The sequence below is a fragment of the Acinetobacter sp. YK3 genome (assembly GCF_001729365.1).
Taxonomy (GTDB): Bacteria; Pseudomonadota; Gammaproteobacteria; order Pseudomonadales; family Moraxellaceae; genus Acinetobacter; species Acinetobacter vivianii.
Window position 1 is genome coordinate 25,536 of sequence record NZ_LZPJ01000089.1, and the last position, 24,844, is coordinate 50,379.

General features: G+C 43.1%; 22 protein-coding genes. 7 read left to right on the forward strand and 15 right to left on the reverse strand.

Going from position 1 to position 24,844, the window contains the following annotated elements; translation table 11 throughout:
• Positions 1 to 69 precede the first annotated feature (69 nt).
• Positions 70 to 1,011: a metal-dependent hydrolase gene (locus tag A9Z07_RS09670; RefSeq protein ID WP_069578185.1), complete on the forward strand. Its 942-nt coding sequence runs from the start codon at positions 70 to 72 to the stop codon at positions 1,009 to 1,011.
• A 53-nt stretch (positions 1,012 to 1,064) separates the two neighbouring features.
• Here the strand turns inward: A9Z07_RS09670 and A9Z07_RS09675 are convergent, their stop codons facing one another.
• Both A9Z07_RS09675 and A9Z07_RS09680 read right to left on the reverse strand, forming a co-directional pair.
• A complete protein-coding gene (locus tag A9Z07_RS09675) occupies positions 1,065 to 2,306 on the reverse strand; it encodes a dicarboxylate/amino acid:cation symporter (RefSeq protein ID WP_004775897.1) in 1,242 nt (413 codons plus the stop codon).
• A 125-nt stretch (positions 2,307 to 2,431) separates the two neighbouring features.
• Entirely contained in the window at positions 2,432 to 3,304 is an 873-nt protein-coding gene (locus A9Z07_RS09680) for an acyl-CoA thioesterase (protein WP_004775899.1), read from the reverse strand.
• A gap of 278 nt (positions 3,305 to 3,582) precedes the next feature.
• Between A9Z07_RS09680 and plsB the strand changes: the two genes are divergently transcribed.
• Positions 3,583 to 6,129, forward strand: a complete 2,547-nt coding sequence (gene plsB / locus A9Z07_RS09685) for a glycerol-3-phosphate 1-O-acyltransferase PlsB (RefSeq protein WP_069578187.1) — start codon at positions 3,583 to 3,585, stop codon at positions 6,127 to 6,129.
• Between the two features lie 40 nt (positions 6,130 to 6,169).
• Here plsB and A9Z07_RS09690 read toward each other — a convergent pair whose 3' ends face one another.
• Together A9Z07_RS09690 and A9Z07_RS09695 are read right to left on the reverse strand one after the other, a co-directional pair.
• Entirely contained in the window at positions 6,170 to 7,150 is a 981-nt protein-coding gene (locus tag A9Z07_RS09690) for a putative solute-binding protein (protein ID WP_069578189.1), read from the reverse strand.
• 127 nt (positions 7,151 to 7,277) lie between these two features.
• Positions 7,278 to 8,096, reverse strand: coding sequence for an NAD-dependent epimerase/dehydratase family protein (locus A9Z07_RS09695; protein ID WP_069578191.1), 819 nt, complete (start codon positions 8,094 to 8,096; stop codon positions 7,278 to 7,280).
• Positions 8,097 to 8,114: 18 nt separating this feature from the next.
• On the opposite strand from A9Z07_RS09695, the gene recG reads away from it, so the two are divergent.
• Both recG and A9Z07_RS09705 read left to right on the forward strand, forming a co-directional pair.
• A complete protein-coding gene (recG, locus tag A9Z07_RS09700) occupies positions 8,115 to 10,160 on the forward strand; it encodes an ATP-dependent DNA helicase RecG (RefSeq protein ID WP_069578193.1) in 2,046 nt (681 codons plus the stop codon).
• On the forward strand, positions 10,153 to 10,836 hold the full coding sequence (locus A9Z07_RS09705) for a ComF family protein (protein ID WP_069578195.1): 684 nt from the start codon (positions 10,153 to 10,155) through the stop codon (positions 10,834 to 10,836). Before recG ends, A9Z07_RS09705 begins: the two co-directional genes overlap by 8 nt.
• Here the strand turns inward: A9Z07_RS09705 and A9Z07_RS09710 are convergent.
• Together A9Z07_RS09710 and A9Z07_RS09715 are read right to left on the reverse strand one after the other, a co-directional pair.
• Positions 10,790 to 11,185: an NUDIX hydrolase gene (locus tag A9Z07_RS09710; protein WP_004775910.1), complete on the reverse strand. Its 396-nt coding sequence runs from the start codon at positions 11,183 to 11,185 to the stop codon at positions 10,790 to 10,792. The two genes, A9Z07_RS09705 and A9Z07_RS09710, sit on opposite strands and share 47 nt — an antisense overlap.
• A gap of 10 nt (positions 11,186 to 11,195) precedes the next feature.
• The gene (locus A9Z07_RS09715) at positions 11,196 to 11,780 is read right to left on the reverse strand and encodes a TIGR00730 family Rossman fold protein (RefSeq protein ID WP_004775911.1); all 585 of its coding nucleotides are present in this window, start codon (positions 11,778 to 11,780) and stop codon (positions 11,196 to 11,198) included.
• Between the two features lie 172 nt (positions 11,781 to 11,952).
• On the opposite strand from A9Z07_RS09715, the gene A9Z07_RS09720 reads away from it, so the two are divergent.
• On the forward strand, positions 11,953 to 12,969 hold the full coding sequence (locus A9Z07_RS09720; protein ID WP_004775913.1) for a CorA family divalent cation transporter: 1,017 nt from the start codon (positions 11,953 to 11,955) through the stop codon (positions 12,967 to 12,969).
• 45 nt (positions 12,970 to 13,014) lie between these two features.
• Here A9Z07_RS09720 and A9Z07_RS09725 read toward each other — a convergent pair whose 3' ends face one another.
• The 8 genes from A9Z07_RS09725 to dxs all read right to left on the reverse strand — a co-directional run bounded on the left by A9Z07_RS09725 (position 13,015) and on the right by dxs (position 22,162).
• Complete coding sequence (locus A9Z07_RS09725; RefSeq protein WP_005259845.1) at positions 13,015 to 13,302, reverse strand: lipid asymmetry maintenance protein MlaB; 288 nt, start codon at positions 13,300 to 13,302, stop codon at positions 13,015 to 13,017.
• A gap of 11 nt (positions 13,303 to 13,313) precedes the next feature.
• Positions 13,314 to 13,946 carry a phospholipid-binding protein MlaC gene (locus tag A9Z07_RS09730; RefSeq protein WP_004775917.1) on the reverse strand — a complete coding sequence of 211 codons (633 nt, stop codon included), beginning with the start codon at positions 13,944 to 13,946 and terminating at the stop codon, positions 13,314 to 13,316.
• 19 nt (positions 13,947 to 13,965) lie between these two features.
• Positions 13,966 to 14,640, reverse strand: coding sequence for an outer membrane lipid asymmetry maintenance protein MlaD (locus A9Z07_RS09735; protein ID WP_069578197.1), 675 nt, complete (start codon positions 14,638 to 14,640; stop codon positions 13,966 to 13,968).
• Positions 14,640 to 15,419: a lipid asymmetry maintenance ABC transporter permease subunit MlaE gene (gene mlaE, locus A9Z07_RS09740; protein WP_004775919.1), complete on the reverse strand. Its 780-nt coding sequence runs from the start codon at positions 15,417 to 15,419 to the stop codon at positions 14,640 to 14,642. Before mlaE ends, A9Z07_RS09735 begins: the two co-directional genes overlap by 1 nt.
• Positions 15,416 to 16,234, reverse strand: a complete 819-nt coding sequence (locus A9Z07_RS09745) for an ABC transporter ATP-binding protein (protein ID WP_004775920.1) — start codon at positions 16,232 to 16,234, stop codon at positions 15,416 to 15,418. Before A9Z07_RS09745 ends, mlaE begins: the two co-directional genes overlap by 4 nt.
• Positions 16,235 to 16,652: 418 nt before the next feature.
• Positions 16,653 to 18,539 (reverse strand): DEAD/DEAH box helicase, encoded by a 1,887-nt coding sequence (locus tag A9Z07_RS09750; RefSeq protein WP_005259847.1) that lies wholly within the window; start codon positions 18,537 to 18,539, stop codon positions 16,653 to 16,655.
• Positions 18,540 to 19,302: 763 nt separating this feature from the next.
• The gene (locus A9Z07_RS09755) at positions 19,303 to 20,133 is read right to left on the reverse strand and encodes an inositol monophosphatase family protein (protein ID WP_004775922.1); all 831 of its coding nucleotides are present in this window, start codon (positions 20,131 to 20,133) and stop codon (positions 19,303 to 19,305) included.
• A 133-nt stretch (positions 20,134 to 20,266) separates the two neighbouring features.
• Positions 20,267 to 22,162, reverse strand: a complete 1,896-nt coding sequence (dxs, locus tag A9Z07_RS09760; RefSeq protein WP_069578199.1) for a 1-deoxy-D-xylulose-5-phosphate synthase — start codon at positions 22,160 to 22,162, stop codon at positions 20,267 to 20,269.
• A 304-nt stretch (positions 22,163 to 22,466) separates the two neighbouring features.
• On the opposite strand from dxs, the gene ribA reads away from it, so the two are divergent.
• Together ribA and hemF are read left to right on the forward strand one after the other, a co-directional pair.
• Positions 22,467 to 23,069 (forward strand): GTP cyclohydrolase II, encoded by a 603-nt coding sequence (gene ribA / locus A9Z07_RS09765; protein WP_004775924.1) that lies wholly within the window; start codon positions 22,467 to 22,469, stop codon positions 23,067 to 23,069.
• Positions 23,070 to 23,200: 131 nt separating this feature from the next.
• Complete coding sequence (gene hemF / locus A9Z07_RS09770) at positions 23,201 to 24,142, forward strand: oxygen-dependent coproporphyrinogen oxidase (protein ID WP_004775925.1); 942 nt, start codon at positions 23,201 to 23,203, stop codon at positions 24,140 to 24,142.
• A gap of 54 nt (positions 24,143 to 24,196) precedes the next feature.
• Here hemF and A9Z07_RS09775 read toward each other — a convergent pair whose 3' ends face one another.
• Positions 24,197 to 24,778: a histidine phosphatase family protein gene (locus A9Z07_RS09775; RefSeq protein WP_069578250.1), complete on the reverse strand. Its 582-nt coding sequence runs from the start codon at positions 24,776 to 24,778 to the stop codon at positions 24,197 to 24,199.
• Positions 24,779 to 24,844: the final 66 nt, after the last annotated feature.

Below are 24,844 nucleotides of genomic sequence, written 5' to 3' on the forward strand. Positions count from 1 at the left end.
AAACACTAGGTAGTTTACATATACTGCTTAGTGTTGGTTCATTGCACTATCGATTAGGACTAAACAACAATGAAATTACTATCATTTGTGAAGAACAAACTTGGTTCTTCGATTGACTATAAAATCCTCCCGCGCAAAGTTAAATTTGATTGGGAAAATACACCAGTGGATTGGATTCCAAACCAGCCTTTTGCCAGCTATTTTATTAATGAAATTAACAATATTTTACCTGCTGGTGAGTTTTGGTTTTGTCGTTTATATAACAAAGTCCTCCCTGAAATTACCGATGAAAAACTAAAACAGGATGTGCAGGCATTTATTCGTCAAGAAGCCATGCATGCCGTTGCGCACACCTCTGCCAACAAAGAATATCTCAGCCAACGCAATATCGATATTCAGCGCAATCTCGACATTATGGATTTCTTATTCACCAAAGCTTTGGCAGATAAACCTTTCGGTAAAGAAATCCCAAAAGTACTTGATCATCAATGGGATTTATTCCGTCTCGGAGTGATTGCCACCGTTGAGCACATGACTTGTGTATTAGGTAAATATGCGCTTTACAACAAACGCTGGGAAGAACTGGGCGCCGATCCTGAAATGCTTGATTTGATTAAATGGCATGGGTCGGAAGAAATTGAACATCGTACCGTTGCCTTTGATCTTTACCGTCATTTAGGTGGTAGCTATATCGCACGTTACTACCTAAGTGTTGCAGTCATTGCTGGTGTTCTAGGACTCTGGGTCGACGGCGCAGCGCATATCATGAGTCAGGATCCACGTTTCGCTGATAAGAAGCCAAGTGTGTTCAAGCCATGGATCTGGATTGAATGGTCGAAGATTGCATTAAAAGACTCTAAAATTTTGCCGGGTCCAGCATGGTTAGTGGCACAGCAATTGGATTATTTAATGCCGTGGTACGACCCTGTTAAGGAAGGTAATACTCAAGATGCCGTGAATTACTTAAACAATTCACCAGCCGCAAAACGTGCTTTACAACAAGCCGCTTAAACTTTAAAGACAAAAAAAGCAGGAGTCATCTCCTGCTTTTTTTCCAATTCAGCTTAGCCTGCTTCAGTCTCTGCCTGTTTGGCATAACGATCTACCACCACACTGATCATCATGTCACCCTGTACATTGACCACTGTACGCACGGTATCTAAGACACGGTCAATCGGCAGTAAAATCGCAATCGCTTCGGCTGGTAACCCCACAGATTGCAATACCATAATCATGGTGACCATGCCTGCACTTGGAATACCCGGTGCGCCCAATGAAGCAATCATCGCGGTTAAACAAACGATAACTTGCTGAGTCAAACTTAGATCCAGCCCCATCAGATTCGCAATAAATAAAGCCGCGGCTGCCTCATACAGTGCCGTACCATCCATATTTAACTGCGTACCCAGTGGAATCACAAAACCTGCGGTTTGTGGTCGCACTCCTAGATTTTCCTGAGCACATTTCATACTCAATGGCATGGTCGCAGAACTTGAGCTGGTCGCAAATGCGGTGACCAATGCAGTTCTCGCACCTCTGAAAAAGGTGATCGGATTCATGCGCCCGAAGATCCAGAGCAAGGCAGGCAATACCACCACTCCATGAAAAATGGTTGTCCCTGTCACCACCGCAGCAAACTCGACCAGACGACTAAGTACGGACAGATCTTCTGTCGCAATCAACTTCGCCAATAACGCAAAAATACCAATCGGCGCAAGCTTCATTACCCAGCCCACCAGCATCATCATGATGTCAAAAAATTGCTGGCTAATATTACGGACTAAAGCAAAACGTTCCCCGCCCTTGACCAAGGCCACGCCAAGGAATAAAGCAAACACCACCACAGCCAGCACATTGCCTTCGCTAAATGCTTTGAAGGGATTAATTAAGGTATTTTGAATAAAAGTGGTGAAAAAGCTGGACGGCGTTAAGGTATCGGGTGTTTGATGATTATCCATGGCGGCCTGAAACAGCTGGATATCTACACCTTTGCCCACATCAAACAAATGCGCACAACTGATCCCTAAAATCAAAGCCAAAGTGGTGGTGGTAAAACAACTCAACGCTGTAATTTTCCAGACCCGACCAAATTGGCCGCCTGCCTGTAAATTGGAAACACCCACCACAATTGAACTAAAGATCAATGGAATCAGTAGCATTTTCAGCAAGCCAATAAAGATACTACTTAAGACACCAAGACCATATAGACTGTAGTCAACAAATGCCGTTTGCGGATAAGCAATCAGCAGAAAACCAAATGCTACACCGAGCACGGCTGCAATCAAAATCTGTGTATTTAAATTCATTGTGATTGATAAAGCTCTTTAACTTCACCTTACTATGGCATGCTCATGTTGAAGAATCGAGCAATTTTTTGTCAGCCTTATGCTAAAAAAGCCATCATAATGATGGCTTTAGTATGAGCTTATTTTTATTGGGTTTCGATTTCTCTGAGCCGAATCAAACCTTCTTGGACAGTACTACAGACCAACTGACCATTTTGCCACATCCGCCCAAAGTTCAGACCGCGAGAACTAGCACTCACCGTTGCTTCCATATCGTAGAGCATCCATTCATCAGCACGTAACGGACGATGGAAATAGATGGTGTGATCAATACTGGCACATTGCAGATTCGGAGAAATCCAAGATAAACCATGTGGACGCAATGCTGTAGTCATCAAAGTAAAGTCCGAATAGAACGCAACAATTGCCTGATGTAATGAGATTTCATCCAGATCTTTCGGAATCGTACCGTGGGTACGAATATAGTGCGCATAAAATGGAGCTTCAGGTTGAGGCTGAAATGGATTGATTAACTGCGTTGGACGAATCTCGACATGACGTTCACGCATAAAGCTGGCACGCACATTTTCAGGCACGAAATTAATCAGACTTTCTTTCAGTTCATTTTCTGACTTTAATGTTTCAGGCGCAGGATATTCTGGCTCTTTGTGCTGATAGTTCAACCCTTCTTCTGGATAGGCAAAAGATACCATCGCAGAAAAAATAGTACGTCCATGTTGAATGGCACGCACCTGTCGGCTGGCAAAACTCTTACCATCTCGAAGTGGATCGACTTCGTAGATAATCGGCGCATTGACATCGCCCCCGTACAGGAAATAGGCATGTAAAGAGTGTGCCGGACGATCCGTCGTATATGACGCTGCTCTCAAGGCCTGTCCAAGAACCTGTCCGCCGAATACCCGTTTGCCTACCAAATTGCGGCTATTGCCTCGGAAAATATGCTGTTCCAGCTTTTCCAGAGTCAAAAGTTCAACCAATTCTTGAGTTAACGCATTCATGTAATATTCTTCCAACATCAATGGGGGAGAGATCAACCAATCCTTTCAGGGTTGATAATTTTGATTGTGCCACAAATTCAAATGACAATGGTCAGGATAAAATGATTCATCCGTCACATTAATCGTATTTATAACTGCTAAAAATACGATTTTTAACGATAAAATCTACCAAATACGCTATATTTTGTCAGAAAATAACATACCGTTTTATGTAAGAATACCGCAGAATGTCGTGTTCATCATGAATCGATGCCAGGATTATGATTTAGGAGTTTGTAATGTCCAAGACTGGATTTGGTCAAATGTATCGCCAACTTTCGAGTAAGTTACTTGACCTTGTGGTAACCCCACATGTTCTTGGTGAAGTTCCTACAGAATCCACCACAGCAGAGCAAAATACAACAGAATCAAATAAGTTAGTTTGCTATGTTTTACAGAATTATTCGCGTAGTAACGCATTGGTGGTCGATGGTGAAACCCGTCGCCTCAATTTAAAACCGGCATTGGATCCGTTGAATTTTGGATCTTACCAAGAAAAAAACTCAGTCCTGTTTTTACATCACAACGAAAATAATTTCTTTAATACGCAAACCTTCCCTCCTCGCCTATTACAACTTGTTGAAGCGCTTGAACAACATCCTGATGTTGATGTTCAACTTGTGCCTGTTACGGTACTTTGGGGACGTTCGCCAGATAAAGAAGATTCCTGGTTCAAACTTTTATTCTCTGATACATGGGCAACCCCAGGTACAGTCAAACAGTTGATGAATATTGGTCTGCACGGCCGACAATCTTATTTAGAGTTTCATGAGCCGCAATCGCTACGTGAACTGGTCGACTATGCCAAGACCAATCATCCGAATGTTTCACCAGCAACCTATATTGCCAGCTCACTAGACACTTACCTCGATCAACAGCGTGAAGTGGTTCTCGGCCCCGATTTATCAGATCGCCGTAATGTGATGCAATCGGTAATCAAGTCACCTGAAGTGCAAGATGCGATTCGTCGTGAAAGCATTCAGCATAAAATCAGCATGCTCGAAGCAGAACGTCGTGCAATTGGCTATGTCAATGAAATCGTCTCTGATTACTCGGCATCTGCAGTGCGTTTTGCCGATATGGCTTTAACCCGTTTATGGACACAGCTCTATGACGGCGTTGAAGTCCATAACTTCAGTACGGTTCGTGAACTGGCAAAAGATTATGAAATCGTTTACACCCCTTGCCACCGTAGCCATATCGACTATTTATTATTGTCATATGTGATTTATAAACGTGGCTTGATGATTCCGTATATCGCAGCAGGTGATAACCTCAACTTACCATTTGTAGGCCAGTTATTACGGGGTGGCGGTGCATTCTTTATTCGTCGCTCTTTCCGTGGAAATGCACTTTATACATCTGTATTTAAAGAATATTTATACAGCATCTTATCGCGCAACACCCCAATCGAATACTTCATTGAAGGTGGTCGTTCACGTACAGGGCGTTTATTACCGCCGAAAACAGGTATGTTGGCGATGACCATTCAAGGGCATTTACGTGGCCCAGCTAAACCAATCGTATTTGTTCCCACTTATATCGGTTATGAGCGTCTAATGGAAGGCTCAACCTATGTCGGTGAAATGCAAGGTAAGCCAAAAGAAGCCGAGTCAATTTTTGGTATCGTAAGAACCTTACGCAAAATTGAACGCATCTTCGGTAAAGTTCATGTGAACTTCGGCGAACCTGTGTTCCTGAATGACATTCTGAAGCAGAATAATATCGAGCAAAACCCGACTGACGTACCAAGCTCTACCGAGATTTCAACGGTCGTTGCAGACTCAGCGCATCTGATTCTGGAAAATATCAACCGTGCTGTGGTGATCAATCCAGTTTCATTGCTTTCTTTAATCTTGCTTGCAACACCAAAACACACTTTGGATGAAGAGATCTGTGCAAAACAACTCGACATCTATCGTGATTTGGCAACTCAGCAACCTTATGATGAACGCACTCAAGTGACTTCATTATCAGGTAAAGAAATCGTTGCCTATGGTCTCAAGCTGAAACTGATTAAACGCGTACAACATGTATTAGGCGATATTATTGCGATTGAAGATAACCAAGCAGTCTTGCTGACTTACTTCCGTAATAACATCCTGCATGCCTTTGTATTACCGTCACTGGTCGCTTCTCTGGTTGAGCACAACGGAAAAATTCACAAGAATGATTTAAGCAACGTGATTCGCACCTTATATCCATTCTTGAAAGCTGAACTGTTCATGAAATGGCAAGTGAGTGATTTACAGCAAAAGATTGATAGCTATATCGATGCATTGGTGAAGATTGGCCTGATTTTCCAAGATAACGATGGCAACCTGTTTAGCCCAACACCAAACAGCGAAGAACATCAAAAACTGGTTACATTGGCAATGCCAGTGAAACAGAGCCTAGAACGTTACTACATGACGCTAGCACTGATCACACAACGTGGTTCAGGCAATATCTCAACCAAACAAGTGGAAGAATTAAGCCATTTACTGGGTCAACGCCTGTCTGTGCTGTATGAATTCAACTCGCCAGAGTTCTTCGATAAAGCGCTATTCCAGAGCTTTATTAAAGTCCTAACACAGCAAAATTACATTCGTAACAATGAGCAAGGCTTCATTGAATATGATGATAATTTCAGTGAAATGGCGGCTGGGGCACAACTGGTGCTGGATGAAACCACCTTACAAATGCTACAGCACATCACCACTTTTAGTGATGAAGAACTGGCTGAGGCATTGGAAGCAATGGCATCACAACAAGCCAAACGTCGCCTAAAACGTAAGAAAGCATAAGCATAAAAAAGGCAACTTCGGTTGCCTTTTTCTTTTACTGTTAGCGGCGACAGCCTAGATATTTAGGATCATCCTGACAACGCAGCCGATTAATCAACTCGACAAAGTACGCATCGTAATAGCCTGCATCGACATAACGTTTACTAATCTTGGCCACCAAAGCATCATATCCCTGCTTTTCATAACCTGAGATATCCGCCCAGTAATAAGCAGGTAAATGATTTTCCCACTGGATCGCCTGTGCAGCCAAGACGTTGCTATTATTGACAAACCATGTGCGTATCTGATGACCAAAACCAGCAGGATAAGCTTGAGGCCGAATCACAATATTCATGGCAAAATAAGCCACAGGAAAATTCACCACCTGTGTGGCCTCACCAAATTCTTTTTTTAGGTTATACGGCAGAATTCCATAAGCTGGAGCCGCCAGAATATCAATCTTTTTACGTTTAAATGAATCAACCGCATTAGAAAAATCGACATAAATTGGCTTCGAACCCACACTTTGCACCAAAGCCAACTGTGGGGGATTATCGGCCAGAATCCCAATAGTTTTATTTCTTAGCTGCGACACTTTATTGATCTGCTGGGTATTCATGATCATATAAGCCGTTCCAATCGGAATCATCCCCAGCATTTCATAATCTGAACCAACCATCCGCTTTTCAACATTAGGATGATTTAACAGTTGTAGAAAGGCGCGCACCACACGATTATTCGGGATGAGCCCAATTCCTCCCGTTGTCGCCATAAAATTGTTATAGCGATGCGTATTAAAATTTGAAGCCACTAAACCAGAACATTGTTTTTGATCAAAGGACTGTATCGCATCTTTTTCATTTTTAAAGACTTTAAACTTGAGCTGCACCTGATTTTGTAATGCATATGCACGAACATCCTGTAAACGGCGGCTAATATCCCCTTGTGTACCCAATGGATCAAATACACACCAGCTTTGTTCAGTCGCCCAACTCGCTGTTGTCATTAATCCAAGCAGGCCCATGCACATTATTTTTCTCATTGATCACCCTTTTACACCCTACAGCAAACCTCGTGCTCAACTCAGGTAGTTCCTTTCCGGAATCTGTTGATAGTTATGATTCAAAATCCATACCAACTCTTTAAGCTTTCTTTACAGTGTAGTCGAATTATTTTTCATTACTATGGACAGTTAAAGCTGCTGCGTAGTCATTAAAGCAAATCAAATGGTCAAATTTAAATCCAGTTTTCGGCAATCGTGTGGCATAGATTCGCTTGCCAGTCTGTTGTTCTGAAAGTAATTTTAAAGATGCTAAATTTAATTGCTGTTGAAACCACAACAGAATTTCATGCATCGGAATAGGTAAATTATTGGTGACAATATAGCTAGCTTCGACTTGAGCCAAATTAACCAATAACGCTAAAAATTTTGCCAAGTCATCAATATGAATACGATTACTGAAATGAACCGTAGGATAAGTCGAGCTTTGCTCAGCCAGTTTTTTGAGTCGGGCAATTGAAGTGCCGTATATTCCTGTAGGGCGGACAATAATGCTATGTTGCGGATAATGCTGCTGCCACATCAGCTCCATACGTCGAAGCAAATGTCCTTGCGGATCAGCAGGTTGAATCTCGCTCTCATCATCAATGCGCTCCCCTGCATTTTCACCATAGACGCGGGTTGAAGATACAATCACAATGCGCTGTACTGGGTGCGCTTTTAAGGCCTGAGCGATAGGTTCAACACTGTCGACATAAGTCTGCTGATAAGCTTCTATACCGCTTTGAGCAGGAGCAAGCAGCACGTATACCATCTGTATCGGAGGAAGCTCGGTCAAATCAAGTTGCTGGACGTCCTGAATGTAATGGGTCGCGTAACAATCTGTTTTTGCACTGCGACTTATTGTGCTAATGTGGTGACCTTGCTCAAATAAGTGTTTAGCGACACGCTGAGATGTTTTACCATAACCAATAAATAAAATATGCATACACACCTTTGACCAGAGATGACATCAGTTCAGCAATTACAAGGCGTTGGTGCTGCCGCAGCGACCCTCTTAGAAAAGCTTCATATTTTTAGCACGGATGATTTGTTATTCCATCTTCCCCGTGACTATGAAGATCGTAGCACTATTATTCCAATGAATCAGCTGGTCGTTGGACGAAGTTATTTGCTTGAAGGTGAGGTTCGCTCTGTGGACTTTCCACCCGGGAAAAAGAAATCGCTTGCTGCTCTGGTTCAAGATGATTTCGGAAAGGTCACCTTACGCTTTTATCATATCTATAAAGGCTTAACGGATCGCATCAAAATGGGGCAACGCCTGCGCATTTTTGGTGAGGTGCGCGTTGGTGCACGTGGTCTAGAACTGTATCATCCTGAAATTCAGGTGATCCAGCAACATACTACCCTGCCTAAAACCCAGCTTACCGCGATTTATCCAAGTACCGAAGGCCTGACTCAACCCAAATTACGTGAGTACGTGCGTCAGGCACTCACTCATCACAGTGATGACCTGCCCGAATTATTGCCGAGCAAATATAGCAATGGCTATGAACTGAAAGAGGCGTTGCATTACATCCATGAGCCGCCAACCGATGCCAACATGTTGCAGCTCAATCAAGGTTCACATCCTGCACAACAGCGTCTGATTTTTGAAGAACTGGTGGCGCATCAAATCAGTTTACTCACACGTCGAGCCTATATCCGTCAGATTTCAGCCCCACGTTTTAGTAGCAGCAAAGTATTGGCCAAGAAATTATTAGAAGGCCTTCCTTTTCAGATGACCAATGCGCAAAAACGCGTTTCCAAGGAAATCTTGCAGGATCTTAAACAAGATCAACCGATGTTACGTCTGGTACAAGGTGATGTAGGCGCAGGCAAAACACTGGTAGCCGCTGTCGCAGCCTGTCATGCGCTGGAAGCAGATTGGCAAGTGGCACTTATGGCACCGACCGAGATTTTGGCCGAACAGCATTATTTAAACTTTAAACGCTGGTTTGAGCCTTTAGGCATTCAGGTGGCTTGGCTATCAGGCAAACAAAAAGGCAAGGCCAGAACACAGGCAGAGCAACAAATTAAAGAAGGTCATGCCCAACTGATCGTAGGCACGCATGCCCTGTTTCAAGATACGGTGGGCTTCTCTAAATTAGGTTTGGTGATTATTGATGAACAGCACCGTTTCGGGGTCGATCAACGTCTTGCTCTGCGCAATAAAGGCGCTGACCAGTTCACTCCCCATCAATTGGTGATGACAGCAACACCGATTCCCCGTACCTTAGCCATGAGTGCCTATGGCGATTTAGACACCTCGATTATTGATGAGCTGCCGCCAGGTCGAACTCCAATTCAGACCGTCACCATTCCACTCGAACGTCGGGAACAGGTATTACAGCGCATAGCAACCAATTGTCGTGAAGGTAAACAGGCTTATTGGGTGTGTACTTTAGTCGAGCAATCCGAAACGCTGGATGCCCAAGCCGCGGAAGCAACCTACCAAGAGATTAAAGAACGTTTTCCAGACATCAATATTGGGCTGGTACACGGCAAGATGAAGGCCGATGAAAAGCAAGCGGTCATGCAAGCCTTTAAAGACAATCAATCACAACTTTTGATTGCCACTACAGTGATTGAAGTAGGTGTTGATGTACCCAATGCTTCCATTATGGTGATTGAGAATGCTGAGCGTTTAGGCCTATCTCAATTACATCAGCTACGAGGTCGTGTAGGTCGTGGTGCTACAGCCAGCTTCTGTGCCCTACTCTATAAAACGCCGCTATCACAAAATGGGCAAGAACGACTTTCGATTTTACGGGAAAGTAATGATGGCTTTGTGATTGCAGAAAAAGATCTGGAGATTCGCGGCCCCGGTGAATTGTTAGGGACCAAACAAACGGGCGATATGGGCTTTCGTGTGGCTCGCCTAGAACGAGATGACCATCTGCTCACCCAAGCGCATTATGTGGCAGAGCAAATCCTGAAAGACTATCCACAACATGCAGAAGGTCTGCTCAAACGCTGGTTACCTGAAGCCCCAAGATATGCCTATGTTTAAATTATTGGGGAAATCCGCACAGCAACTATTTGATTATTTTACCCCGTGTAGCCTGTGTGATATTGGTATGAAACGGCACTTTGGCGTTTGTCAGAGTTGCTGGCAACAATTACCGTGGTTCAAACAAAGCATTGAACGGAATCAACAGCAAATTCTGGTGGCCTGCCATTATCAGTATCCGATTGACCGAATCATTCAACAATTTAAATATGAACAGAAACTGCATCATCAACGTTTATTGAATGGCCTGTTATTACAAGTCAAACTTCCAAAAGTTCATGCGATTGTTCCTATGCCCATTTCAACAGATCGTCTGGTCGAGCGTGGTTTTAACCAGACACTTTTATTGGCACAATCTCTAAGTCAGCACTTAAATATTCCTGTCTGGCAGCCAGTCCAACGTTTGGCCCAACATTCTCAAAAAGGCTTATCCCGTCTGGAACGGCTAGAAAATATTGAACAGCAATTTGTTGCTACAGCCCCCAACCAGATTCGTTATCGCAAAGTTCTGATTGTCGATGATGTGGTCACAACAGGCAGTTCAATTACAGCTTTATCACAATTGCTTGAACAACTTGGCTGCCAACAGGTCTATAGTCTGTGTCTGGCAGCCGCACAGGATCAAGAGATTAATTCAAACCATGCTGCTGACACCACGGAATTACAACTTCTTTAGTTAAAGGCGCCAATACCGTCGCTTGGTCATCCAGATCAATCCACTTCATCTCAGCAATCTCGGCTGCAATTTGTGGTGCCTGCTTTAACTCAACCGCATATACATAACTAATCAAGGCATGATCCGGTTCATTGGCTGCCGCTGTTCTAAATTCACCAACAAATTCTTTTAACTCACATTCGCAGCCAATTTCTTCCAGAATTTCACGCTGAATCGTTACTTCAGGTGCTTCATCTAGCTCAAGCTTACCGCCGACCTGCATAAAGGCATGCGTATTTTGCTTACGGACCAACAGTAATTGATTTTGCTCATTCAAGATAATGGCGGCAGCAACAGTAATGGTTTTCACGATTTTATCCTCAGGCCTGAATTTCAGTGGTGGATAGCCACTTTGGGGTCGCAGGCTGATAAGCAGCAAATGCCTCCAGAACTTCTTCAATCTGTTCTGCCACAATGAGCTTATCTACAAAACGTGCTTGGGTAAAACCACTGTCAACTGAGGCTTGAAGCATTTTCAGCAGATCGGTATAGAAACCATTTACATTTAAAAAAGCACAAGGCTTTTGATGGATTCCCAACTGACTCCAAGTCCATTGCTCAAAGATTTCTTCGAGTGTTCCCGCACCGCCCGGCAAAGCCACAAATGCATCAGATAGCTCAGCCATTTTGGTTTTGCGCTCATGCATATTGTTAACCCGATACAATTCGGTTAAACCAGTATGAGCAAGCTCTCGATCCACCAAGGCATGAGGAATCACACCAATGACACGACCGCCAGCCTGTAGCGCACTATCGGCCACCACGCCCATCAGGCCCGAACGACCACCACCATAGACCAGCGTTTTGCCTTGCGCTGCAATCACCTGCCCTGTCAACTGAGCCATTTGCTTGAAAACAGGATCATTCCCGAGAGAGGAACCACAGAAAACACATATAGAATTCATACAATTAAAACCGTTTTATAGAACTGTCATGCTGATAAAGTAGGCTATGTAACAAGATTTTTGAAAAAATAACGTTTAGGCAAGTGTTTTTCGCTTCATCCTTGTCTAAAATACACGCTGCTTTTCGGTAAAAGACCGGAAACTTTATATCGACTGCGCAAGGAAAAAAGACATGCTTGAAGCCTTTTATGCCACTGAGCGCGGTAGTCTAGAAGATGCAACAATCAATGGCAGTTTCGACCTTCATCCTGAACTGGTCTGGATCGATCTCATCGCCCCATCCCAAGAAGAACAACAATGGATTCTGGATGCGTATGAGCGAAACCTACCTACCTTAAAGTCACTTGAAGATATTTCCTCATCGGCACGATTCTACCGTGATGATGACGGAATTTTGCATATCAGTACCTATTTTTTAACAAAGAATAAAAATTTTCAATCTGATCGTGAACAAGAAGACCTCGAGAATACACTCGCAGCGACCGTCCACACGGTTGCTTTTCTACTGGATAAAACGCAACTGATCACGCTACGTGGCGAGAAACTGGTTGCCTTTCGAGCCTTTCGCGCTCGGGCAAGACGCAATGACTACAGCATCGACTATAAAGATCCAGTATGGATTTTATTAGGTTTGCTTGAATCCAAACTGGATGAACTTTCAGATATTCTGGAAGACACACATAAATATTTAGAAGAATATTCAGCCGAGGTTTTAAACGACCACCATCGTGAACAGATCCTTGATCTGGATGACATGATCACACGACTCGCGCATCAAGAAGATATGTTAGGAAAAGCTCAGCTTTGTTTGACCGACTTACGCCGAGTCCTGTCTTTTCTCTCCCGACCGCGTGCTCTAGGCAGTCATATTTACGATCCTGATATTCGAGAAATGAGTGAAGATGTGCGCTCTCTACTTGAGCACAACACATTCCTGTTTCAAAAACTAAAATTCTTACTGGATATTACCACTGGTTTTGCCAATACCGAGATGAATGAGACCTTCAAACGCTTCTCTATTCTTCCAAGTATGCTTGCTCCTCCAATGCTGGTTGCCAGTATTTATGGTATGAACACAGAGGTTTTGCCTTTTTCTCATGGCACTACCAGTTTCTGGATCGTGATTACGCTGGTGTTAACTTTCCTGATTGGCCCGACACTTTACTTCCGTTGGAAGAAATGGATTTAATAAAAAAAGCACCTTACGGTGCTTTTTTTATCTCTACAAGAATCATCAAATCAATTTCAGATCATCTTGTAAATGACAGGCTTGGATGATTTTCAGCATTTTTTCAGACACATTCTTAAAATGCAGACCTTTATTTTCTGGCGTTTGACGCAACCATTGCACCAGCACAGCCAAAGATAAAGTATTGCCCTGCTCAAGCTGGCCCAAATCAACAACTAAAGGAAAATTCTTATGCTGTTGAATATGCTTTAAGCCTGTTTGGTAGATCTGCTCTGCATTTGCAAAATTAATCGTTTTTGAAACGACAAGTTGCTGATCAATATACTGAATCACCCGTCACCTACTTATTTTTTGCTAACTGCAGCATCTGCATCTGGTTTAAAGGTTGCAATCGCTTTATTAATATCGCCACCGTTACGTTGAACAGTTGCAGCGAACTGGTTACGGAACTGTAAGCCCAAGTCGATACCAGACACGTTAATGTTACGTACTTTCCACTGGTCGCCCTTGTCCGTTAACTGGAACGACACAGGGATTTTCTCGCCATTGTGCAAGAAGTCCAAAGTCACAACAGGTGTTTTGCTGTTGGTCGATTTAAACGGACGCATGGTATAGCTTTCATTGGTATATTTTGCGAAAGCACCACCATAGTTCTCAATAATCACTTCACGGAAGTTCTTCTCGAACTGTGCACGTTGTGCAGCATTGGTATATTGATTGTTCGCATAAGTACCCAACACAATACGCGTAAACGCTTGAGAATCCACATACGGGTCAAGGTTTTGACGAATAATGCTTTTCACCAGGGTCGGATTATTTTGCAACTTGGCATGATCCGCTTTTAGACGCGTAATTAAGCCATCAGCCACACGTTTAACAAAATCAGGTGGGGTTTCTGTTGGTGCTGCAAATGCCGCACTTGCAAGCATTGTCGATAATACGCTTGCGGTTAGCGTTTGTTTCAATAATGTATTCACTTCAATCTCCTAACCTGAATTACTCAACAAAAGAAGGTTCTGCTTCAGCAGCTGGCTGTGAAGCTTGGCTCTCTGTCGCTGTTGAGCTTGATGTGGCTTTACCAGCACCACCAGTAATAAACTTACTGATCAAATCTTCTAAATCCATTGTGCCTTGGGTATTTGAAACCACGTCACCACGTTTAAGGTAATTCACACCGCCACCTGGGACAACTTTCAAATATTTCTCACCCAATAGACCATTGGTTGCTACCATTATATAAGCATCTTCATCGAGTGTGGTGATGGAGGTCATGTTACTGGTAAGTTGCTGTTCCATTTCTTTTTGTTTCGCAGCATTCGCTTGCTCATAGTCAGAACTATAGTGCAGCTCTTCCAGTGCATTCTTCTGCACCTCTTTAAGTTGTTCCGGGTTAAAGCTGGTGAGCTTACCATCCAGATCAAACTTGACTGTCGCCAGACGAGAAACAGGATCAAGCGTAATCGATTCAACACGACCGATGGTCACACCACTCATGGTCACTTTGGCACGCGGCTTTAAACCATTTACGTTGTCAAACTGTGCTGTCATGCTGTAGCTATCACGTAGATTAGTACCTACCAACCCACTCACTTTCATCGCAAGAAAAAATAGAGCGACACCGAAGATAATGACAAAAATACCTACGGCCAGCTCACTAGTACGTGATTTCATTAAATCCCTCCGAACATGACCGCAGTCAACACGAAATCAAAACCTAATACACAAAGTGAAGAATATACGACCGTTCTGGTCATTGAAGTCGCGATACCTTCTGGGGTTGGTTCACAAGCATAACCCTGATACACCGCCACCCATGTACAAATCAAAGCAAAGACAATGCTTTTGATAATGGTGCCATTAAAAATGTCATGCCAGAACTGTACGCTACTTTGCATACCACTCCAGAATGAACCTTCATCAGCACCTAAAAAATCAACACCAACCAGCTTGCCGCCAATAATACCAATCGTTGCAAAGATCACCGTAAGCATCGGTAAACTCACAATACCCGCCCATAGACGAGGAGCAACAATCTGACGCAGTGGATCAACACCAATCATTTCCATGCTGGCAAGTTGTTCACTTTGTTTCATAGAACCAATTTCAGCAGTCAAAGCTGAACCTGCACGCCCTGCAAATAATAATGCAGCAACAACAGAAGCAAGTTCTCGTAGCAACGTCAGTGAAATTGCAGTACCTAGCATTGCTTCACTGCCAAAAGTCACCAGAATGCTATACATCTGCAAACCCAGCACGGCACCAATGAATAGGCCTGAAACAGCAATAATCAGCAGGGACATCACCCCGACACGATACATCTGATAAACAAAGCGCTGAAAACCACCTTTCGATGGCATGGAAAATAAAACTTGCAGGAGCATCAGCGCGGCAGCACCGATTCCTTTTATTCGCTCAATAACGAGTCTACCTAGCCAGGCAATCGCATTCATGGACGAACCTCGTTATCTAAATATGCTTGATGAGTAAATTGATATTCCACAGGCCCCTCAGCTGAACCTGTTAAAAACTGACGGACAAAAGGTGAAGCATGATTTTTTAATTCTTCTGGAGAACCTTCACCCTGAATCTTACCTTCTGCGACCACATAAATATAATCAGCAATTGACAAGGTTTCAGCCACGTCATGCGACACAATAATAGTCGTTAGATCTAAAGCATCTCGTAGCGAACGGATGAGACGAGTTAATACGCCCATTACAATTGGATCTTGTCCAGCAAATGGCTCATCATACATGATCAGCTCAGGATCCAGCGCAATTGCACGTGCCAAAGCAACACGACGGTTCATACCACCTGAAAGCTCGGTTGGCATTAACTGCTCAGCACCACGTAATCCGACTGATTCAAGTTTTAAAGCCACCAGCTCTGCAATAATATGTTCTGGCAATTTGGTATGTGCGCGAATTGGGAATGCCACATTTTCATAAACCGACATGTCTGTGAATAATGCACCACTCTGGAATAACATTCCCATACGTGCACGTGCAGCGAATAATTCATGACGCGACATGGCAGCAATATTTTTCCCATCCAGCAACACCTCGCCATGATCTGGGCTCAACTGCCCACCAATCAAACGCAACAAGGTGGTTTTACCTGTGCCAGATGGTCCCATAATTGCAGTAATTTGACCACGTCGAATTTTGAGACTGATATCGTCATAAATGACGCGTTCTCCTCGATTAAAGCTTAAGTTTTTAACTTCAATTAAGGCTTCTGCATCGAGAGGAGATTTGTTATTCATAATGGCATTCATTCCTGCACTTTTTATGCACGCATACTATACACTGAAACATTAAACGCTTGTTTCCATTTTGATAAGGGATGTATCAAGAGTATTTAATTTATGTAGTTATTCTTGGGAATAATCTGGCTGGTTGTATGATGAGAATTAACATTAAATGACTCAGCATTAATCGTATCAAACAACGCATAAGCAAAAAATAAACCGTTACAGAGCATTAAAATGACGAAAAGGCATGGCAGCCCTTCACTACACATGAAAGACCAAGCTTGACTCAAAAGGCTTTTATTTTGCTTAACCTTATTCATTTCTTATATAAAATTTGAATTAGTACACATTTTTATAATTTTACATGACTAAACCGAAATAAAAAAGCCAGTTTTTCAACTGGCTTCTTCATTCTATCGGTTTTTAACGATTAAAAATCGTTTTTGCGACGACGGTCGCCACCGAAAGTTTCTTCACGTGAACCGCGTACTGGACGCTCATCGTTACCAAACTTACGCTTTGGACGGTCATCACCACCGAAGCTGCGTTTTGGACGGTCATCACCGAAGCTACGCTTTGGACGATCACCGAAACCGCCTTCACGTTGTGGACGATCACCAAAATCACGTTTTGGACGGTCACCGAAGCTACCTTCACGACGTGGTTTATAGTCTACACGGTTACCACGGTTGTCATCATTCGAGTCAAAACGCGGTTTATCGTTGAAGCCACCTTCACGGCGTGGACGGTCAGAATTGAACTCGCGACGTGGACGGTCTTCACCACCAAAACTACGTTTTGGACGATCATCAAAACCGCCTTCGCGACGTGGACGATCTGAATTAAATTCGCGACGTGGACGGTCTTCAAAACCACCTTCACGACGTGGACGATCTGAATTGAACTCGCGACGTGGACGGTCAGAGTTGAATTCACGACGTGGACGATCTTCACCACCAAAAGATGGACGCTCACCACGTGGCTTGTCATCAAAGCTACGACGTGGACGATCATCACCGCCTTCACGACGTTTGAAGTTGCCTTCACCTTCAAAACGACGACCACCGCCAAAACCACCACGACCACGACCGCCGCCATCACGACCACCGCGACCACGACCACCGCCATCACGACCTGAACGTGCAGGAGGTGGAGATGGCTCTAAACCTTCGATTTCAGATACATTTAAACGTGCATCTAAATAATCTTCTAAAGCACGGATTTTGCCACGCTCACGGTAAGTTGCCAAAGTCACAGCTTGACCTGTACGACCCGCACGACCTGTACGACCAATACGGTGTACATAGTCTTCGTTTTTCATCGGTAAACCGAAGTTAATTACGTGTGAAATTGTTGGTACGTCCAAACCACGCGCCGCAACATCAGTTGCAACCAGGATTTTTGCACGACCTTCACGGATGCTACGTAAACGACGGTTACGAACGGTTTGTGGCATCGCACCATGTAATGCAACAACAGAGTGACCCGCTTCAGCTAATTCTTCAGCAAGCATATCTGTATCTTCTTGCGTGCTTGCGAATACAACAGCTTGATCTACAGACTCATCAGATAACCAGTGAGTTAATAATTTTTTCTTGTGTTCAAAGCCATCAGTCCAATGTAATGTTTGAGTTACATCAGTGTTAGTGCTGTGACCAGTTTCAATTGCAATACGTTGCGGATCATTCATCATGCGTTCAGCAAGACGGATAATACGATCAGCAAAAGTTGCAGAGAACATTAATGTTTGATTACGGTTTGCAGCTAATTCACCAATTGCTTCCAAGTCTTCAGAGAAGCCAAGATCAAGCATACGGTCAGCTTCATCAACAATTAATGATTCAACTTTATCAAGTTTAATTTGACGACGGTTTACAAGGTCAAGTAAACGACCTGGAGTCGCAACGACAACTTGTGCACCTTTAAGCTGTTGAATTTGCTTACCGAAAGGCATACCACCCATAATTGCAGCAATACGAACACCTTTCATGTGACGTACAAATGCAATCGCGTCTTGGCTTACCTGTTGAGCCAATTCACGCGTAGGAGAAATAACTAAAATCGTTGGCTGAGTGACTGCTTTCATGCGCTCTTTAAATGGCACAAAAGTATCTTCACCCGCTAAAGCGTTTAATGTAGGAAGTAAAAATGCTGCTGTTTTACCAGAACCAGTCTGGCTTGAAACTAATAAATCTTTACCTTCTAATGCAGCTGGAATCGCTTGTTCTTGCACAGGAGTTGGTGTCGTAAAACCTAAACCTTCTAGGGCTTGTTGTAAGGTTTCGTGCAAAGAAAATTCGGCAAAAGTTTTGCTCATAGAGAGTTTCACCCTTGTGGGTGCTCCATTTTAATAAATACAAAAAATAGACATCGGCAACAAGCGGCAAAGCGACTCAAGCTGAAAATATATGAAATTCAGCGGCGATCCGAATAACGACGATGTGGACTAAACGCACGCTTGATTACTGCCTCAACCTGAAGAATCGCTAAGCGATTTGGGCGCAAGATGTGGTCCTCTCTATGGACAGCGTGCGCTAATATGAATAGAACTGAATGTTCAGGTAATGAACTGGAATTTAAGTGCGTGGGCGGATTATAGCAGAATAATTTTAAAAGTCACCTTTTTTAATTGGTTTTTCTATTACATCACATTTATTATCAGGGCTTTCAGCTCCAAACCGCTTTAAAAACAAACAACAGATTAAAAGATATACAGCGAAATATCAGCAAGTTAAAAATAATAAAAAGTTCTTTTTTTATGAAGCTCGCGCAATTACAAACAGAAAAATAATATTTATTTTTACAAAAACTGAGAGGAGTATGCCAATTTAGAGGAGCTTACATCCTAGCCCTACCCACATAAGGCACCTGTGCTGTTCATTCAACATGGCATTTTAAATCCACATAAAGATTAAAGTGTGAATAAGCTTTAAATTTCTCTTTTTCTATCTCATTATTTAAATAAATTATTATTTCCTCATCGACCTCAAAGCAATAAAATAGATCAGCAATTTCACCCCCTTATTTTCTGAGTGTATAAAAAAACCCTCAAAGTATTGAGGGTTTTTTATATCTACAAATTATTTTGCAGCTTCGCCCCACGCAGGAACAACGTTTTGCATCAATGGTTTTAGCATCTTAAGTGAACATGCAAGCACCTGACCATTGTCAAATGATTCATTACCACCGCGCGCATCAACAACAACACCGCCCGCTTCTTTCACGATTAATTCGCCCGCAGCGATATCCCAAGGTTTTAAACCAAGTTCAAAGAAACCATCAAAACGACCCGCAGCAACATAAGCCAAGTCTAATGCAGCTGAGCCGCCACGACGGATTTGTGCGCCAGATTTAGTCACTGCCAATAATGATGCAAAATGTTGCTCTGCATAAGAAACGATTTCACCATTACGCTTTGCACGGTACGGATGACCTACTGCAAGGAAAGTATTTTCAAGGTTTTCTTTTACATTTACACGGATACGGCGTTGGTTCATCACTGCACCACGACCGCGGCTTGCAGAGAACAATTCATCACGTACTGGATCATAGATCACACCGTGTTGAGTCACACCTTTATGTTGAACTGCGATAGAAATACAGAAATGCGGGAAACCGTTGATAAAGTTTTGTGTACCGTCTAAAGGATCAATCACCCAGCACCAGTCTGCATCGTGACCTTTACCTTCTTGCATACCAAACTCTTCACCAAGGAAGCTGTGGTTTTTATAGCTTTTGCGAAGTGTATCAATTGTAAGTTGTTCCAAGTAACGATCAACACGTGTTACTGGACCATCAATGCCTTTTTCTTCAACTTGTAAATCGAGTTTATGACGATTTTGATGTGCCTTTAAAAGCTCTTGACCAACTGTTTGAGCCGCACGCGCAGCCATAACCACCATAGGTTCCATTGAACACCCACTACAAATTTGAAGATTTTGACAAAGAATAATGCATAAAAGCGCGTATATTCTAGCAAATATAAGCGCTTTTAGGGGAAAAATGTTGCGAAAAATTATTTTCGCGTTTACATCAACTTATAAGTTAGAACCAGACTTGCTCAATTGAAGCTAAAATTCCCTGAGCATCCAAACCGCAATCTTGCAACATTTGCTGATGTGTTGCTTGATGTAAGAATGTATCTGGCAAACCAAGATTCAGGATTGGTTTTACAATTTTTGCTTGAGCCATGAATTCATTGACAGCACTACCTGCTCCTGCCATTACGGCATGCTCTTCAACAGTGACAAATAGTTGTGTGCTTTCTGCCAAGTCACGAATCATTTGTTCGTCCAATGGCTTTACAAAACGCATATTCACAACACGCACACCAATAGCATGCTGATGTGCAAACTGTTCTGCAGCTTCAACCGATGGCGCAACGCGGCTACCAAAAGCCAGAATGCTGATGTGCTGTTCAGCATCAACATTAAATTCAGCAACGATTTCAGACTTGCCAATTTCCAAAGCTGTCATTTGCTGTTGAATTTCAACACCCGTACCCGCGCCACGCGGATAACGTACCGCAGTTGGTCCTTCATAGAGGTAGGCGGTATGGAGCATCTGACGACATTCATTTTCGTCTTTCGGCGCCATAATAACCATGTTAGGCACAGTACGCATATAAGCGTAATCGTATGCACCTGCATGCGTTGGGCCATCTTCACCCACTAAACCTGCACGATCGATACCAAAAGTGACATCCAGATTCTGCAAGGCAACATCGTGAATCAACTGGTCGTAACCACGTTGTAGGAAAGTTGAATAAATCGCGACAACCGGTTTTAACCCTTCACATGCCATACCAGCGGCTAAAGTCACCGCATGTTGTTCAGCAATTGCGACATCAAAGAAACGCTCAGGGTATTGCTGTGCAAATTTCACCATACCCGAGCCTTCACACATCGCAGGTGTAATGGCGAGCAGACGTTCATCTTGAGCTGCTTCATCACATAGCCATTGCCCAAATACATCTGAGTATTTAGGAGGTGATTTTTTTACGGGTGCTGCTGCGGTTGGCGCAATTTTAGTAATCGCATGATAGGTAATCGGATCTGCTTCCGCTGGTGCGAAACCTTTACCTTTTTTAGTATAAATATGAACTAGACGTGGACCTTTACGTTTTTTAAGTGCATGGAAAACCTGTGCCAGTTGTTCCACATCATGTCCATCAAATGGCCCGAAATAATCAAAACCAATTGCTTTAAATAAATTATCAGCGGCATCTGTCGCAGATTGATGCAAACGTGAATTATAGGTCCACTTTGGATGAGGTTGAACATAGGCTTCACCCTGTTCATTCACATTGATCAATTGCCCTGTTTCCCAAATGGCTGCCAGATGTTTGGCAAAACCACCCGTACTACAAGAGATCGACATATCGTTATCATTTAAGACTACGATCAAGTCCGCATCATGTGCAACTGCATCATTCATGGCTTCAAATGCCATACCTGCCGTCATTGCACCATCACCCACGATTGCAACGACATCACATGGATCTTTTTGATAGCGACGCGCCAGTGCCATACCCAAACCTGCTGAAATGGCAGTTGAGGAATGACCTACACCAAAGGTATCAAATTCAGATTCATCACGTGCAGGGAACGCCGCCAAACCATTTTTACTACGAATGGTAGCGATGCGATCACGACGACCTGTCAGCACTTTATGTGGATAAGCCTGATGACCCACATCCCAAACCAAACGATCATCGGGCGTGTTAAAGCTATAGTGCAAGGCCACAGTCAGTTCGACTACCCCTAAATTTGCACCAAAGTGTCCGCCACTCTGCCCAGCTGCATACAAAATATATTGACGTAACTCATCCGCCACTTGAACGAGTTGGCTTTGCTCGAGCTGACGTAATTGTTGTGGATGATCAATTCCATCTAACAATGGCGTAACAGGGCGTTGAGTTGGAATTTCGGTATACAACATAATGTGGCAAAGCCTTTTTAAGCCTGGCAAGTCCGAAGCTGGGTTAAATGGGGGCAATCATACAATTAAATATGATCTGCCTTCAATCAGCCACACGTGCGAATGATGTAGTGCTGAACATTCTTATGCAATTTTTAAAGAATGACCCGTAGATTATCCTGAATTATGTCACTGTTTATCAACCATTATTGTGTGCTTTGTATGAAAAAGAAAAACTTATATAAAAAATCAGAAATTCCAGTTCGCGCAATCTTCACACATTAAGCTATACTCAGACTGTTTTTATGATCATAGTGAGTTCTCTGTGCCGATTGAATTTATTGCAACATCAAAGCTGCCGACTGCCTTTGGTGACTTCAATATTTCCGTGTTTCAAGATCCAGAAACGGGTGAGGAACATGTGGCGCTTTCTAAAGGGTTAGAAACTGCTCCCAATAAGCCTGTACTTGTGCGTATCCATTCAGAATGCTTGACTGGTGATGCTTTCGCTTCACTTAAATGTGATTGCGGCCCACAGTTACAAGCCACTCAACGCCTGATTAATGATGCAGGCCAAGGCGTAATTTTATATTTGCGTCAGGAAGGACGTGGTATTGGTTTAACCAATAAAATCCGTGCTTATGCCTTGCAAGATCAAGGTCATGATACCGTTGATGCGAACCTGTTATTGAACTTACCTGCTGATGCGCGTCGCTACGATATGTGCAGCATCATGCTCGATCATCTTCAAGTTAAAGAAGTGAAACTGGTCACAAATAATCCACTTAAATTAAAAGCATTGACTGATCTGGGTATTAATGTGGTTGAACGTGTACCGCTGACTGTCGGTCGCAACCCATTCAATGAACAATATTTAAAAACCAAACGTGAACGTATGGATCATCTCTATAAAAAAGATGACTTCTAATTCACTTTTCAAAATGTTTAAAAATAAAGCAGTTAAGGGATTTTAGTTGTAAAAAACAAAAATCCCTTACTTTTTTTATGGGTTTTATGTTTTGATATAAACATTCCCTAGATCACTTTAAGAGGATCATCATGCAGCATCCAACTTCAGCTGATATTCAACGTGTTCGCGAGTTTTTACTCGATCTACAGGCACGCATTTGTGCAGGACTAGAGCAACAGGAACGTGCAGGCGGTGGTACCGCTGAGTTTATCATTGATGATTGGCAAAGAACCGAAGGCGGTGGCGGTCGCTCTCGTGTTTTGCAAAATGGTGAAGTGATTGAAAAAGGTGGGGTCATGTTCTCCCACATCAATATCAGTAAACTCCCCGCTTCAGCGACTGAACGTCATCCACAAATTGCGGGTGCAAAGGCACAAGCGCTGGGCGTATCGTTGGTGATTCACCCGAAAAATCCGAATATCCCGACCTCTCATGCCAATGTTCGCCTATTTGTGGCTGAGCCTGAAGGCCAAGATCCAGTATGGTGGTTTGGTGGTGGTTTTGACTTAACCCCATTCTATCCAGATGATGAGGATGTGCTGAATTGGCATCAAAAAGCTCATGACCTGTGCCAGCCTTTTGGTGAACATGTTTATGCCGAACATAAACAATGGTGTGATGATTATTTCTATTTAAAACATCGTGATGAACAGCGTGGTGTAGGCGGTTTATTCTTTGATGATTTGAACCAGTGGGATTTCGAAACCTGTTTTAAATATATGCAGGCGGTCGGAAATGGTTATTTAGAAGCAATCTTGCCGATTTTTGAAAAGCATCGTGAGCAGCCTTATACTGAAGCTCAACGTGAGTTCCAGCTATATCGTCGTGGTCGCTATGTTGAATATAACTTGGTATATGACCGCGGTACGTTGTTCGGCCTACAGACTGGCGGGCGTATTGAATCGATCTTGGTGAGCTTGCCGAATCTGGCGGGCTGGTCATATCGCCCTGAATGGGATGCAGATTCGGCTGAGAAACGTCTCACTGATTATTATTTAAAACCACGAGACTGGCTGGGTTTAAATAAATAAAAGAAATGATTCATCCCTGACATATAGTTCAGGGATGAAATCTTTTTGGGAATCTTAAAATAAAAATATTGCGGTATTGGCGATGGGCCGCTGGATTAAGTCTGATCTAAAATTTTGCATCAGTTCCCGACTCAATGGCTGCGGTGCATGTTTTAGCGTGAGTAATAATTGTAAGAACTGCCCATGCGTAAATACGACTAAGTTTTGATGTACATATTTCTGTGCCAATTGTCTTAATTTTTCATGAACACATTGCACTCGCACATATAAGTCAGCAAAAGATTCCGCATCATCGGCATCCCGATAGTCATAATCCATTCGCTCCCAATACGCATTAACCCATTGCTTGCGATCATCCAGATTGGTGTTAGCACATTTCCTTTCCGAGAGATAACTAAACTCATGCAAGCTGTGATCGACTTCTGCTGTGATCTGATATTTGTGTAAAATCGGCTGTGCAGTTTGATACGTTCTTTGGTATTTAGAAATAATGACGTGATCAATAGAGGGCAATGCTTCGCAAAGTTGTTCTGCCTGCTGCTTACCCTGCTCACTCAGTGCAATTGCAGCATGCGATCTAGTTCGCCCATTGATGTTGGCTTCACTCTGCGCATGCCGAATTAAATAAATACTCATCTTTAAAACCAGATCCAACATTTGCAACTCTAAAAATATCAAAGCATGTTCTTGTCCTGAAATCAT

Bases quoted from the DNA above. Each gene is read 5' to 3' on its own strand.
- A9Z07_RS09680 (WP_004775899.1), bottom strand. From the start codon at position 3,304: ATGAATGCGTTAACTCAAGAATTGGTTGAACTTTTGACTCTGGAAAAG.
- A9Z07_RS09735 (WP_069578197.1), bottom strand. From the start codon at position 14,640: ATGAAATCACGTACTAGTGAGCTGGCCGTAGGTATTTTTGTCATTATC.
- A9Z07_RS09755 (WP_004775922.1), bottom strand. From the start codon at position 20,133: ATGGAACCTATGGTGGTTATGGCTGCGCGTGCGGCTCAAACAGTTGGT.
- A9Z07_RS09705 (WP_069578195.1), top strand. From the start codon at position 10,153: ATGTTTAAATTATTGGGGAAATCCGCACAGCAACTATTTGATTATTTT.
- plsB (WP_069578187.1), top strand. From the start codon at position 3,583: ATGTCCAAGACTGGATTTGGTCAAATGTATCGCCAACTTTCGAGTAAG.
- A9Z07_RS09750 (WP_005259847.1), bottom strand. From the start codon at position 18,539: ATGAGCAAAACTTTTGCCGAATTTTCTTTGCACGAAACCTTACAACAA.
- A9Z07_RS09775 (WP_069578250.1), bottom strand. From the start codon at position 24,778: ATGAGTATTTATTTAATTCGGCATGCGCAGAGTGAAGCCAACATCAAT.
- A9Z07_RS09670 (WP_069578185.1), top strand. From the start codon at position 70: ATGAAATTACTATCATTTGTGAAGAACAAACTTGGTTCTTCGATTGAC.
- A9Z07_RS09690 (WP_069578189.1), bottom strand. From the start codon at position 7,150: ATGAGAAAAATAATGTGCATGGGCCTGCTTGGATTAATGACAACAGCG.
- hemF (WP_004775925.1), top strand. From the start codon at position 23,201: ATGCAGCATCCAACTTCAGCTGATATTCAACGTGTTCGCGAGTTTTTA.
- A9Z07_RS09745 (WP_004775920.1), bottom strand. From the start codon at position 16,234: ATGAATAACAAATCTCCTCTCGATGCAGAAGCCTTAATTGAAGTTAAA.
- A9Z07_RS09720 (WP_004775913.1), top strand. From the start codon at position 11,953: ATGCTTGAAGCCTTTTATGCCACTGAGCGCGGTAGTCTAGAAGATGCA.
- A9Z07_RS09695 (WP_069578191.1), bottom strand. From the start codon at position 8,096: ATGCATATTTTATTTATTGGTTATGGTAAAACATCTCAGCGTGTCGCT.
- dxs (WP_069578199.1), bottom strand. From the start codon at position 22,162: ATGTTGTATACCGAAATTCCAACTCAACGCCCTGTTACGCCATTGTTA.
- recG (WP_069578193.1), top strand. From the start codon at position 8,115: ATGACATCAGTTCAGCAATTACAAGGCGTTGGTGCTGCCGCAGCGACC.
- mlaE (WP_004775919.1), bottom strand. From the start codon at position 15,419: ATGAATGCGATTGCCTGGCTAGGTAGACTCGTTATTGAGCGAATAAAA.
- A9Z07_RS09715 (WP_004775911.1), bottom strand. From the start codon at position 11,780: ATGAATTCTATATGTGTTTTCTGTGGTTCCTCTCTCGGGAATGATCCT.
- A9Z07_RS09675 (WP_004775897.1), bottom strand. From the start codon at position 2,306: ATGAATTTAAATACACAGATTTTGATTGCAGCCGTGCTCGGTGTAGCA.